Source organism: Pacificispira spongiicola, assembly GCF_012926505.1.
GTDB classification, from domain to species: Bacteria; Pseudomonadota; Alphaproteobacteria; order UBA8366; family Aestuariispiraceae; genus Pacificispira; species Pacificispira spongiicola.
The window spans coordinates 1-12,637 of sequence record NZ_JABBNT010000002.1 but is presented as its reverse complement, the minus strand read 5'-3'; the positions used below and the strand labels follow the sequence as shown (position 1 = coordinate 12,637).

The window sequence follows — 12,637 nt, the reverse complement described above, 5'->3', positions numbered from 1 at the left end:
GAAAGAGCCTGGACGGCATATATGTCGAAAGAAGAACTGATCGAGTTTCAAGGTACCGTGGTGGAAAAGCTGCCCAACGCAACGTTTCGGGTCGAGCTTGAGAATGGGCATGAAATCATTGCTCATACTGCGGGGAAGATGCGTAAATTCCGCATCCGCGTCATGGTCGGCGATAAGGTCGACGTTGAAATGACGCCCTACGACCTGACCAAGGGCCGTATTACGTTCCGCCATAAATAAGGCGCGTATTCCGACTGGAAACGGCCGCAAAACTCCGCTTATTGGGGAGGTTTGCGGTTTTCGTCGTTGTGCGCGGCGCGATCGAAGCGAAACAGCAACGTCACGGTCGTACCCTGACCCGGCGTCGAGTCGATCGACAGGCTGCCGCCGCACCGGTTGATGAGGTTGTTGGCGGAGGCCAAGCCGATCCCCGCACCGCTTCTCGCCGTATAGGGATTCAACCCATTGGATTCGAACGGATTCAGGACCCTGTCGAGCAGGGCCTGATCCATGCCGATGCCTGTATCCGAAACGGTTATGGAGAAGGTTCCGGCAGCTTCGTTCTCTGTGACGGTCACTCTGACAGAACCGCCTTTATCCGTGTATTTCAAGGCATTGGATAGGACGTTGTCGAAAATCCTACTGACCGTTTTCGGCGGACACAGGAACATGGCGTCGTTTTCGGGCGCATCGTATTCAAGGGAAATCTTTTTCTTTTCTGCATCGCATTGGCGTTTTTGAACGCAACTGCCTACCAACGCGACAATGTCACAGGCCGATGCGGTCGTATCGATGTAAAGATGATCGTTCCCGGCATCTGCGATGGTAAGAATACCATCCACGAGGGCCAATTGCGCCTTTCCGGCCTGGGAGATCATTTTGACATAATCGCGGTAGTTTTCATTCCCAAGCGGCCCCAGATGCTCGCCTTCCAGAATCTGGGAAAACCCGATGATCGCGTTGAGTGGTGTTCTGAGCTCGTGGCTCATATGCGCCAGAAAGCGGGACTTCGCGGCACTTTCGTTCTGTGCCTGATGCGCGACGAGCTTCAATTCCATATTGACGCTACGCAACTCTTCCGTTCGGGATAGGACCTCGTTTTCCAGGGACCGCTGAATTTGCATCAAACGGTCGATGACGATGGCGAGCGCGATGATCAACCCGATCCCCAAAACCCCAAAGAGAATGAAAATATTACCGGGCGCCGGAGGAATTTCCCCGAACGGTTTGTATAATTGGATTTGCCAGCGGCGACCGGCCCGTTCGATATCTCGGGTGTCGATTGGCTTTTCATACTCGGCAATGGTCGCCGATTCATAAAGTTGGACGGCCGTATCGCCGGAAAGGTCGACAAGGCGGATACGGTATGTGTTGAGGCTAACGATACTGTGCAAAAGATCCCGCATCGCCCGTTCCAGATAAAGTTCGGCGAAAATCAGAACGACGTTCCCGTCGCTCCGCCCGTCCTGACCTATTTTCGGAAAACCGATGCTGGCCGATGTGTGAAGTGGGATAATCAGCGCGACGATGGGGCGAGGCTTGGTCTTTGATCCGGCGTCCGGCTCTAGGACCGTGATTGTCGGGGTCGCGCTGCCTTCCGCCAGTTGCGCGGCCGCCGCCACACCATCCAAATGGATGAGGTCGTCGCCGATGCCGGGGATTGCGAGGGACGGCGACCCGAGTTGGAAGATTATCGGCGCATGAACTTTCGGCATGCCGTCCGACACGACCGGTGGACGAGTGTTCCCGCTCCACGCCCGATACGCCTCCATATCTTCGTCTTTCAGCACCGCCGCCAGAGCAACCGATCTTAATAGTCCGACCCGAGAGAAAATATCCGTGCGCTGAATGAAATGGTGAAATTCGTCCGAACTGACGAATTCACTGGAATCGACAAAAGCGGATAGCGCCTGCAATTGCTGTATCGATGTGAAGAGTTCGTGGTCCAGGGCACGCGCAAACCCGGTTACGGATTCCTGGATACGAGTTTCCTCCTGATTGCGGGCATTTCCGGCCAAGTTAATGACGAAGGTCAAAAGAATCGCGATCGCGCCAAAGGCTACGAGAACAAGTGCGGTTCTGGCAGCGGTCTTTGTCACGCATACCCCTCTCAAACAACCCGTTCACCGGTTCGTAGGACGGTGACCGATCTATCGATTTTTTCTACCGTTCCCGGAATGGCATTGTAAAATCTATGTATACTGCCGGGTTCCCCAAGGATCGTACTCGATATTTGACGAGTCCGCCCGTTCAAGCATTCGTTACCATGCCTTTCGCTATGGTAACGGCCCATCAGAGGCAAGAGCGAAACGAATGGCCGTGAGATATGGAAATCTGGCGGAGGGAGAGAAACGAAGTTCGAACCCGAAGCCATGCGCGCCGGGTTGGCGGGCGGCGGCGCGCATCGAAAATCTGGCGGACAGGGTGTCCGCTCAATTGTATTGAAAAACAATTAGTTATTTCTGGTATATTTATAAAACCCACGTTTTGACCCACCCTTAAAACAGCGCTTGAGCGCAGGACAAACGGGCCGCACTATTTACTGCTAATCGTCGGGCCAATCCTGCGGTTCAAGAGGATCTATCGAATGTGCGCCAGGAAGGCGTAGCAGCCAATCGTCCAACTGATCCTTTAGCCAAACTCTCCGCCCGCCGATTCTCCTTGGTGGCGGTGCATGTGTTCGCAGCATTGTGGGCGACAGATTTCCGCAATAGGCACACGCTGTTTTAACGTCCATCGCGGCAGGCCATGGCCGCATCACCGATATTTTGGGTGGTTTTAGTTGATACTCGCCTTGGGAATCAGGAGGCGTAGCGTTTTGACGCGGGGTCTCGATACCAAGTATTCGATCGAGACGAGCTACCTCGTCGGAAAAATCGCTGCACATACGAAAACCTCACTTCTGATTAAATGCTAGGGGGCGCGCCAATTGGGAGGCTAGGTGCGTTTCCCGTCGGCAATTCTATGAAGCAAATCAAGGGCGCGCCCGAGAACGGCAAATAGCAGCCCAGCCAATCCTAACGCGAAGAACGGCGCAACGAGTGATACGGCGTCGGTCGCACGGATCGCGCCCTCAGAGACGGCGAGCGTAAGGGCAGTGATTGCCGATCCACCGATGCCGATGATAACCAGCAACCATCCGACAACTTTGGACGCGGCTGCGGTGAAGCCAGCGGTGGCCTGTTCGGGTGATAGGCTTTGCTGCCTTCCCTGATCACGGGCGGTTTTTTCATTCAGGAAGTTAGTCATGTGTGTGGCCTTCAACTGAAATAGCTAACCTTGATCGTACCCCATATTATTCATGGCGTGACCCATGCAATTCTAGTGGATCGTCCCGGTCTCGGCCTGTAGATCGGCAATGGCTTTGACAATTTTCCGCCAGACTGCGGCTCCCTCAATATCGCCCTTGTCGAGAAAGCGATCCGCGTTGACAGCGGCCTCAATGCAGGCGTCTTCGCCATGTTGATCGATCAAGATCTTTGCGGTTCGGAATATGTCTTTTGGGTCCACGACTGAGGATCACCCTTGATCGCAACCTGGATCGGGCCAAGTCGTCGTTTTCTTGTCGATGTCGATGCCGCCCAGATGCAGGGGCACGCCCAGCGCCTTGATAACTTCGGCAGGCGTGGTCAGATAATTTGACGTATCGCCAGATCGGATTTTAGCATTTGGGAAGTCCCAGGCGACGGCATCGCCCGTCACAGGCCGATAGACTAATTTCATGAATCGGTCGGGCGTGACGATTCCATGCGACTGTATGAAATGATCGTTGCTCGCATCGGTACCCCAGACAACGGCAATCCAAATTATCAGCGGGCCTTTGTCGGTTTCGTCTCGCCAGCATTCGATTAACTTCTCTGTCTTCCGCCATGCGCCGGTACGATTGAATGATGATTGCTGGGGCGTGATGTTGGTCATGACATTGGACGCCGCGATTGCGTCCTTCCTGTCGTCCAGATGATTGGCCGGTACGAGGTGGCCCAGGTCGTAATCGTCTGGGGCGTTCGGGACCGAAGCATATGTGTCCGTGCTGACTTGGCCCTTGCAGTCGTCAGGCAGATTCTCGTCTAGGAAAAATGCGTGGTCGCGCTCTAACGAGCCGGTATCGGGTCCAATCTCGTACCGCGCGGCGACGGCTCCGCCGATTGCACAATCGTACCAAAGCGTAAATCCGGGATAATCCAGGATGATCGTGTCCGCCCGTGCCGGAACTGCGGCAAACGCAGCAAGCCCGATTAGCAACGCCATAACCATATGTCGCATCGGCTTTCCCTTTACAGAATGGGAGCTTTTAGGATCGAGGTTCAGTTGCAGCGCACGGTCCAGACGTACCATAGATTTTTCTCGTCATTCGTTTCGGTGCGGTCGGTCAATTTCTCGTAGCCGTTGGGACACGATTCCATCGCTTCATAGTGAAGGATAGACGCAGCAGCGCGAGGGTGGTTCGTAAACGGATCATGGTATCGCAGTTCCACGGTTCCATCGCTCAGCGGGGTTGCGGTCCGCTCATCGCAGCCGACGAGGGCTAGGGCACAAAGTGCGAGCGCGAAAATTCTGCGCATCGAGACAACTCCCTTATAGGGCGTATAATTTATCGATAATAAATCACAGGCGGCTGACGATAGCGATATGAAACGCGGATATCAGCGGTTTTTCCTGCACTCATTCACCACACAAAGAAAAAGCCCCCGCCGTGGCAGGGGCCGAAATTGCATGTTTGTCATGCTAGGCGAGTCGGGGAAGCACGCCCGGCTTTTGCTCTACGATAATCGTCGCCAGCGTCTCACGGATACGGGCCGCGAGCTTAATATCCCGCGCGTCTATATACTCAAAATCGTCACCGATCCATTGTTCGAGAAGGACCATTTGGGCGTGAACACCGGCCAGCGTCTTGGCGGGGGTATCGACCATAAGCCGGGCAATCTTTTCCTCTTGAACGATAAGGTCGTTAGTCCGCCCCTTACATTCCTTCATCCGTTGATATGCCGGATGGGCTTCGAAGCGCGCCGTCTTGGCGTCGAACTCTTCCAGGGCTTTTTCCCACGTCTGCCGGAGGCGACGAAACGACACTTGGTTGAGCGTGTCCCGGTCTTTCAGGTCGTCGGGCGTCGGCAGTCCATCCAGCATATCGATGATCGCTTGCCTGTCCGTCACATAGGTACCCGTGCTGACCGTTACGTCAGGACCAAGCCCGCCCAAGTCGCGGAGCAAGGCACCGTTAAGCACGTCTTCCTGGCTCCCCAGCGCTACATGCACAGTGTGAATGCGATCCAGTTCGGCCAACCAAGCGATGTGCGGATCGACGGGGGCCGCTTCGGCGGTATCCATGCCAGCCGCAAAAATCGCGGCGGTGGAGCCTGCCAGGGCGGCGCGGCGGGTGATATCGGTTTTCATTCTGTGTTCTCCCCCCGACTAGGACCGACCTTGTTGCTGTTTCGGGCGCGGTGCATAGTCGGGTTTCTCTAGGTGACTAGGGGGTGCGGGCGATTGGCGGGGGGTGATTGGCGTCTGTTCCCGTCAGTCGTCCGGCTTATGCCATCTCGGCAAGCGATGCCTCCAAGGAGCGGAGAACGTCCCAAGGATCATAAGATGGAAACAGCGCGGAGCTGATATTGGACCCGTCACAGGCCATACCGACTTGTGCCTTAATCCCGGCGACGGTCTTTGCGGGCGTCGTCAAGATCAGTCGCTCCAGTTCCGCCGCTCGCGCGCCGTGCCTGTCGCTGAAATCGTCCGCGACAGGGGTGATCGTGGCGAGGCAGTAGCGAATTCGTTCCATGTCGTTGTGCTCGCCGGGAAACCGCGTTTCGGCTTCGCGGTAAAGCGGTTCGATCTGTTTCTTGCCCTCGGCGCGAATGGCCGTCAGTTCGGCCAGCCAAACCGGGTGTGGATCGGCAGCGGCCTTTGCCATCGTGGGAACTAATGCCATCCCGGCGAGTGCCGCTGCACTGCCTTTCAAGATGGAACGGCGGGTTGATGTCTTCGTTTCGGTGTTCATTTCAATCTCTCCCTCTTGGTTCGTCCGGCTGGACGCAGCGCAATTCCTTTAGTGGTGCAAAATGCACCAAATAGAGTGCACATAGAATTGTTGCGGTCAAGTGCAAAATGGTGCAAATTGCACCAATGATGACTCGTGAACAATGTCGTATGGGGCGCGCTGCGCTAGGTTGGTCAACGTCGCAGCTTGCAGAAGCTGCGAGCGTGGGGCGGAATACCGTCACTCGCTATGAGGCGGGCGGAGATATCCGTCTTTCGACCGTCGACAAGATGCGCAGCGCCCTAGAGGCCGCTGGCGTCGTCTTCATCCCTGAGAATGGGGGCGGGGCAGGTGTTAGGCTGCGGAAGGAGTGAGCGTGGATAGATCACGGGGATTGCAGGCACTTGTCGCTGCTCTTCGGGTGGAACGCTCCCCCGAGCTTGAATCAGCGATTTACTCCGCGTCAGTCGATGATCTCCGGGCATTTCTTGTATTGTTGAATGACAGCCTCCTCTATGGGCCCGATCACGATCTAGATGAGCGTCATAAAAGTTGGTCTTTAATCGTCAAGGAAGCGTCTGTCGTGAGACTGCAACAATTGGAGCGCCGGTCCGTGTGGTGGCGGACCGGCCGGGAAATGCTCATAGCTGTTGTGGCAGCCGTTTTGGGCAGCTTTGCTACGCTGTTGATTCGTGGGGATATGTAATCGAGTTAATCGAGGACCTGCTGCTCAAATGATCGTCGGATTCGGGGCGGTTTCGGAAGGAGTTAAGGTATGGATGTCCTGGCAATCGTTGTGTCGTTTGTCAGTGCCACTATAGCGGTCCTGACATATATCCGACAGGTTAGCGGCAACATTCCGACGGCGGAATTGCTATGCCGGGACGACGGTGACGAAGAATTCTACCTTCTGATTCAGAATCCATCCCGCCGAACGATCATCCTAGAGACCGTCCACGCGGTGACGGATGGCGATTTTGCGTTTGATGCCTACCCACATGGAATTGACCTTCATGGTTCGCTCCACCGATCCTTTCATAAGGACATAGATTCTGGATCGCCAAACAACGTCGCGTCGGTTTTCGCTGCTATTCCGCCTGGAACGCATCGCGAAATTCGGATGACTTTATCTGATAAGCCGAAGGGTCTTGATTTGTATCTTCGGTGGTCGAAGTCTGCGCCGCTATTGGAGCGTTTAATTTACCCCCGTCACAAACGATACGCGCCTGATGACATTGAAACTCTGGCGCTCGCGTCTAAAGGTAACTTTCAGGAATGATTGCAAAGCCTGCCGCTGTTCGTCTGGCGACAGCCGCTTCAGCGCGTCCAGTTCCACACCCTTGTCGTGGTCCGTGCCGGATACTTCCGCCAGAACATCGGGGGCGATTTTTTCGGCTCGTGAGACAGCGCGGTTGATGTCTTGTTTCGTTTTGCCGATTGCGGCGGCGGTTTCAGATGCGAACGCTGTGTTCCCGCGCCCGGTTAAAGTGGAACAAATTGTTCCACTATTCCTGATCCACTCCCACACCTCCTTGCGCCACATCAGGTGATCGGCCTGTTGCGCTGGCAACAAACTCTATTGTGCTGCCCGTCTGTCAATTCCGTCGTAATCTATCATACGTGGGTTAAAGTGCAGGACGGTGTCGCTTTTGGCCTTTCCGCCCTTGAAGGAAAGGGGAAGTTCAGGCTGCCTTGGATCGGGAATGTCGCGCGCTTTTGCTTCTTTTCGTGCGGTAGAAGAGAATGCAGCGGAGGGGAGGTGCTCAACCGGTGGGAGTTGAGGCTTTTTACCAGAAAACCAATCTTCTATGGAAACGATCTGAAGGCGAGGAATCGAACCATGCACAGTCTTGGCTAGGCCAGCAGAAGCCGCCTCCGCGACCATCGACTTAGTCGGACGCCGTAGGCTAATAAAAAGACCAAGCTCAGCCTTTTCGCGGTCCAGCACTCCTCGAAAGTCTCTCACCATCGCGGGGCCGATGTTGTCGCCGCCCTTCACCGACGTAAGCATCCGCCCCCAAGGGCGTCCTGGCCCATTCGGGAAATACAGCTCACCATCCACCCCTCTATCGGCTCCACGCTTCTGTTCTCGAAGAGCATGGGGATTAAAGAGGTAATTGGCCCACCATTGGAACTGATACTTATCCTTCTCGGCAAGTCGAACCGCCGACGCGAAGTCTCTTGGAATACCCTCCAGACCATACGATCTGCCTGCATTGGCAACCTTCTCTAAACGGCCTTCAACAACTTTTACGGCATGAATAGCAACATCGATTCCGATCCACGCCCTATTTAGCCGTTGAGCGGCCTCAATCGTAGTTCCGCACCCGCAGAATGGGTCCAAAACAACATCACCTTCATTCGAAGAGGCGGAAACTATTCTCTCCAAGAGGGTTAAAGGCTTTTGCGTTGGATATCCAAGACGTTCTCGAGCCTGCGAGTTTAAAGGCGGGATGTCGGTCCATACTGTAGTGAAGGGGGTTCCTTTCATTTCATCGAGGTAACGCTTGTAACGCGGCATGCCGGTCTTGGTGTATACTAGACGGCCTTGGTTATGCAGTGCCTGCATTTTTTCCTTCTTCCACCGCCAAACGCGAACATGTCCATTCCACTCATATGTTAGATTAGGCCTATTTGGATTTGGATTTAGGCAATCACCCAATGTATAGTTTCGACCAGTACTTGGCTCTACCTTTGAGTAGTGGCTTTTTATATATTTTTCAGAGTGTGGTTTGTATTGAGTGTTCCACGTGAATTTATCGCCCTTACGGTACATGAGGAGAGCATCATGACCAGAAGAGAACCTATTGTAAGCGTGACTCTTTGCGTTGCTCCTCTGCCAAATGATTTCATTAGTAAATCGATTGGCTCCAAATATTCCGTCTAGAATTACTTTCAAATAATGTGAAGCATTAGCATCGCAGTGCAGATATAAAGTTCCATCGTCTTTGAGAACCCTGCGTAGCTCAATAAGTCGGACAGACATCATCGCTAAGTATGCCATAAGGTCGCTTTCCCCAAGCGCTGACCGCATGGCGTCAACAAAGCGCGCGACAGCTCCCCCGATTTTCATAACATCTGAGTAGGCCGACTCAGCCTCTTCACCCCACGCCCACATGTCTCGAAACGCGCCCGCCTGAGCAGCAGCGGCATCTTCGTCGGGACTCTCAAAAAGCACGTTATATTGCGCTTGGCTGTTGAACGGTGGATCCAGATAAATAAGGTCGACAGAGTTACCAGACACGCGTTCACGCAGTATCTCTAAGTTGTCGCCAAAATAAAGGATGTTACTCATGATGGGCGCCCCCGACCATTAACAACCCTTGAATGATTTTTGTTTATTCGAGGTCTGTCAAATAATATTAGGTAATTGTAAGAATGAATTCATTATATAGTATGGTTTTATTTTTTAGGCACAAGTTATAGGTCATACGAAACGACCTCAGTTTTGAATTCTTGCCTGAAAAGTAGATACTCAACACCCGGATCACTGCTCACCAAACCCTTGTTCCCTCGGTTGCGCCCTCGTTACATTACCTGTCGGCATTAACCGCTGAAGGATATATGCATTGTGGTATGTGTCTCTTGGAGACAAAGGCTTTGGGCTTCCGGTCTCCGCACCGACCGTGCCGCCCGACTGAGGCATTAGGGCGCGGCCAAGCCTCAATCTGCGGTCAACACAATAGCGCAGCCTAGCAGGCAAAGAGCTAGCTGCTATTTCTTCCCGCCGTCGATCAAGTGGAAGACCGTGGAATCCGATGCGCGGACGATCTGAGCGGAACACCGAAGCAGGCTCGCCATATGCTCCAGTAACGCCGCTTTAGATTCGGCGTCGTCAGCGATTTCAATGGGTGTTCCCCCGAGCCGATAGGGGCCCGCATCGCCGGTCGTCGTGAAGTCCTCTGTGATGGCGAGACATAGGTCCAGATGGGGCCAGATTTCTGCCATGAAGGCGACGAAACCTTCTCGTGAAACGAATGCGGGGTGGTTTCTGATCGGTTCCGAACACATTCGCTTATCCACTGAAGATTTTCGGATTCCGGCGTCGCGTATCGACCATCGACTTGACGGCGCGGGGCTCCAAAGTGGCGTCGATACGATTTATTTTCCCGTTCAACGCACGAACCGTAGCGCTAAGTTCGGCCATGCCCTGGCGATCCGCACCGCGCGCGTCGATGTTGAATGTGGGGCCGCTGGCCGCGCCGGAACCACGACCGAAATTGTAGCGGTGTCGCGGATCGCTTCGCGTCAGAACTTCCTCGTCACGTTTCAGGATTGCCGGAACCTCTCCAGGCATAACCACGCCACCGCTGTGATAGCGTGGGGCTTCTGCGAACAGCGCCGCAGGGACATCGCGCTGCACACCGCCACTACCGACGATACCGCCACTGTGGAACAATCCAGCCGCAAGGCTAGGCGGCAGAACGGAACCGGACGCAAGAGCGTTGCTGGCGATGTTGATTCCGCCACCACCGCTGAACAATCCCGTCAACGTCGGCAATCCAGCGTCGAACAGCAGATTGAGAAGTGGGTTAGTCAGTGCGCGTCGACCGAATTCCTCGCTGATGTCGTTCAACATGCCGACTAGCGCATTCCGCACACGCTCCGCATTGCTTTCCGCCGCATCACCAAACCGAAACAAGCCGGTTGTCGTGGAATCCAGTCCATGAGCAACCGTACTTAGCACCGGGTCCGACTGCATCAGCGTCCGGTTCGCATTCTGAGCGGCCCGGTTATAGGTTTCCTGACTGATAGCACCCTGCATCAGGAGACGATCCAGACGTTCCAGGGTATCGGCGTGCTGCTCCCGTTCGGTACGGACGGATAGCTCGACCGCCTTGCCGTCCTCCATCGCCTTTTTCAGCCGTTCCAGCGTGTCCCGGTAACGGTCGGTACTGGCGTTGGCGCGGTCGAAAACTGCCTGAGACTCCGGGGACGGTCCGCCGGTGGTCAGAGAATTGACGCCTTGTGTGGACGCCATCACATTTTTGACGCGATCCCACTGTTTTTCCGGCGACAAGCCGTCTCCAAATTCCTTCCCGCCGCCGCCCAGTGTTTCCAGACTGTTCTGGAGCGCGTCCAACCGACGCTGGAGCTCCTGAATTTCGTTCAGGCGCTTCAGCATCGCCTGGGCGGCTTCAAGGTCGCCCGCCTTGCGCGCCGCCTCGATGGATTTACTAAGTTCTTTGATCTGGGATTCAAACTGAGCGGCGTCATCCGAAATCGTTAGAACCGGGCCGGATTCTGACGAAGGCATGAACGATAGATCGGAAATGTCTTCGATCGATTTCCGATACTGCGACGCGTCGACCGCGAGGGCGCGCATCGCTGCCCTCGTGGTGTCGATTTGGGTCTGTATTTTTACGGTTTCGATTTCCCGGATCGTGCTATCCAATTGCGAAAAAGCCGTTCGCATTTCTCCCAGGGATTTCGCACCGTGCGCGACAAGCGAATCCATATTTTGGGTGGCCAGCGCGAACGCATCAATTTTGTCGGTCGCCGTCTCCGCCGCCTCGTTGCTCTCCCAAAACGCGGTCACGAGTGCCCCGACGACCGCACCAGCCGCGCCGATAACCGCACCCCACGGGCCAAACATAGAGACAAGCTGGGTCCCCTGCTGGATGAAGGCGCGAAGCGGGTTTTGACCGGAAGCAACCTGAACCGCAAAGTCACCGACCTGATAACCGGCCTGTTGAATAGCCATGCCCATCTGACGGGAGCCGCGCGCGCTTTGCCCCAGGGACCGAGTCATATTGGACCCGGTTTGTGATGCTCGCTCGTACTGATCCCCCAGACGCGACAAGACCTGTGCTGCACGCTCGTTACTGACTACGCCGCTATCAAGTGCGGTTTTGACGCGCTGAACATCCCTTTCGTACCGACGTGTCGCGGCGGCTGCCGGATTAAGCGCCCCCTCCAACCGATTGAAGCTGGTAGCGGCGCGTTTCGTCGCTTTATCCATGCCAGTGGCGACGGTATCGACAATGACTCCGCTGGCCTTCATGTTCCGGTCGAAGCGCTCCAATTGCGCCTCAATCGTCACCGCCATGCCGACTTGTTCAATGGCCATCGTTTAGTTCCTTGAATCTCAAGCCTTCAGTCGTCGAAGAACTCGTCCCGCTCGTCCTCTTCGCGGACCGGCCGGTTGCGTTCGTCAGTAATTCCAAGATCCGCCATATAGCCGCGAAGTTGCGCATGTTTTGAAGCCAGGAACTCCGAAGGGTTCGAACGGAATTCAGACCATAGTTCGCAAAAAGCGATGGCCGAAGGCTCTCGACTCCCGTCCAACCATCCGGCGGGGGCGATGAACTTCTTCCACGCCTTGAGCGCTTCGCCTTTCAATCCTTCGGGTTGTTCAAGATTCCCGAAGGATTTGCGGGCAGATCGGACACTCGCTTTTGTCGCTGAAATCTCGCCATGCCTATCCTTACGGTGCGTTCCCGTAATTAGCCGCAAGTTCGGTGAATCTGGGTGTTTCCCTCGAATAGCCATCGTCGATTTCCATTTTTCTATTTGCCATTGCGGAAAATTTAGCCCGAGCCCGGACATGGGGCTCCGAACCCCTAGAAATTGACACCCCCTACCCCTGGTGGCCGGGTCGGACTCTACCCCGCACATGTGGGGGGCGGGCGGCGAGGGTGCGGGCGACGGGTGCAGCTC

The 12,637-nt window shown here is 55.1% G+C and carries 13 protein-coding genes; 2 read left to right on the top strand and 11 right to left on the bottom strand.

Going from position 1 to position 12,637, the window contains the following annotated elements:
• Nucleotides 1-21 precede the first annotated feature (21 nt).
• Nucleotides 22-240, top strand: coding sequence for a translation initiation factor IF-1 (gene infA, locus HH303_RS05320; protein ID WP_169624207.1), 219 nt, complete (start codon nt 22-24; stop codon nt 238-240).
• Nucleotides 241-278: 38 nt separating this feature from the next.
• On the opposite strand, the gene HH303_RS20255 is transcribed toward infA, so the two are convergent.
• The 6 genes from HH303_RS20255 to HH303_RS05290 all read right to left on the bottom strand — a co-directional run bounded on the left by HH303_RS20255 (nt 279) and on the right by HH303_RS05290 (nt 5,998).
• Entirely contained in the window at nt 279-2,099 is a 1,821-nt protein-coding gene (locus HH303_RS20255; protein WP_169624206.1) for an ATP-binding protein, read from the bottom strand.
• A gap of 838 nt (nt 2,100-2,937) precedes the next feature.
• Complete coding sequence (locus HH303_RS05310) at nt 2,938-3,249, bottom strand: hypothetical protein (protein WP_169624205.1); 312 nt, start codon at nt 3,247-3,249, stop codon at nt 2,938-2,940.
• Nucleotides 3,250-3,321: 72 nt separating this feature from the next.
• Entirely contained in the window at nt 3,322-3,474 is a 153-nt protein-coding gene (locus tag HH303_RS05305; RefSeq protein WP_169624204.1) for a hypothetical protein, read from the bottom strand.
• Between the two features lie 45 nt (nt 3,475-3,519).
• Nucleotides 3,520-4,335, bottom strand: a complete 816-nt coding sequence (locus HH303_RS05300; RefSeq protein WP_169624203.1) for a DNA/RNA non-specific endonuclease — start codon at nt 4,333-4,335, stop codon at nt 3,520-3,522.
• 390 nt (nt 4,336-4,725) lie between these two features.
• Nucleotides 4,726-5,394: a hypothetical protein gene (locus tag HH303_RS05295; RefSeq protein ID WP_169624202.1), complete on the bottom strand. Its 669-nt coding sequence runs from the start codon at nt 5,392-5,394 to the stop codon at nt 4,726-4,728.
• 136 nt (nt 5,395-5,530) lie between these two features.
• On the bottom strand, nt 5,531-5,998 hold the full coding sequence (locus HH303_RS05290) for a hypothetical protein (protein ID WP_169624201.1): 468 nt from the start codon (nt 5,996-5,998) through the stop codon (nt 5,531-5,533).
• Between the two features lie 107 nt (nt 5,999-6,105).
• Here HH303_RS05290 and HH303_RS05285 point away from each other — a divergent pair, with 107 nt between their 5' ends.
• Nucleotides 6,106-6,351: a helix-turn-helix domain-containing protein gene (locus HH303_RS05285; RefSeq protein ID WP_319637316.1), complete on the top strand. Its 246-nt coding sequence runs from the start codon at nt 6,106-6,108 to the stop codon at nt 6,349-6,351.
• A gap of 821 nt (nt 6,352-7,172) precedes the next feature.
• Here the strand turns inward: HH303_RS05285 and HH303_RS05280 are convergent.
• From HH303_RS05280 to HH303_RS05260, 5 genes are all read right to left on the bottom strand, one after another.
• Nucleotides 7,173-7,520, bottom strand: a complete 348-nt coding sequence (locus tag HH303_RS05280; RefSeq protein WP_169624200.1) for a hypothetical protein — start codon at nt 7,518-7,520, stop codon at nt 7,173-7,175.
• 33 nt (nt 7,521-7,553) lie between these two features.
• Entirely contained in the window at nt 7,554-9,272 is a 1,719-nt protein-coding gene (locus HH303_RS05275) for a DNA methyltransferase (RefSeq protein ID WP_169624199.1), read from the bottom strand.
• Nucleotides 9,273-9,691: 419 nt separating this feature from the next.
• Entirely contained in the window at nt 9,692-9,925 is a 234-nt protein-coding gene (locus HH303_RS05270; protein WP_169624198.1) for a hypothetical protein, read from the bottom strand.
• A 67-nt stretch (nt 9,926-9,992) separates the two neighbouring features.
• A complete protein-coding gene (locus HH303_RS05265; RefSeq protein ID WP_169624197.1) occupies nt 9,993-12,002 on the bottom strand; it encodes a phage tail length tape measure family protein in 2,010 nt (669 codons plus the stop codon).
• 71 nt (nt 12,003-12,073) lie between these two features.
• Entirely contained in the window at nt 12,074-12,526 is a 453-nt protein-coding gene (locus tag HH303_RS05260) for a hypothetical protein (protein ID WP_169624196.1), read from the bottom strand.
• Nucleotides 12,527-12,637 lie beyond the last annotated feature (111 nt).

Coding starts and splice junctions, on each gene's coding strand:
- infA (WP_169624207.1), top strand. CDS start 22: ATGTCGAAAGAAGAACTGATCGAGTTTCAAGGTACCGTGGTGGAAAAG.
- HH303_RS05310 (WP_169624205.1), bottom strand. CDS start 3,249: ATGACTAACTTCCTGAATGAAAAAACCGCCCGTGATCAGGGAAGGCAG.
- HH303_RS05300 (WP_169624203.1), bottom strand. CDS start 4,335: ATGGTACGTCTGGACCGTGCGCTGCAACTGAACCTCGATCCTAAAAGC.
- HH303_RS05295 (WP_169624202.1), bottom strand. CDS start 5,394: ATGAAAACCGATATCACCCGCCGCGCCGCCCTGGCAGGCTCCACCGCC.
- HH303_RS05290 (WP_169624201.1), bottom strand. CDS start 5,998: ATGAACACCGAAACGAAGACATCAACCCGCCGTTCCATCTTGAAAGGC.
- HH303_RS05285 (WP_319637316.1), top strand. CDS start 6,106: ATGGTGCAAATTGCACCAATGATGACTCGTGAACAATGTCGTATGGGG.
- HH303_RS05280 (WP_169624200.1), bottom strand. CDS start 7,520: ATGTGGCGCAAGGAGGTGTGGGAGTGGATCAGGAATAGTGGAACAATT.
- HH303_RS05275 (WP_169624199.1), bottom strand. CDS start 9,272: ATGAGTAACATCCTTTATTTTGGCGACAACTTAGAGATACTGCGTGAA.
- HH303_RS05270 (WP_169624198.1), bottom strand. CDS start 9,925: ATGGCAGAAATCTGGCCCCATCTGGACCTATGTCTCGCCATCACAGAG.
- HH303_RS05260 (WP_169624196.1), bottom strand. CDS start 12,526: ATGTCCGGGCTCGGGCTAAATTTTCCGCAATGGCAAATAGAAAAATGG.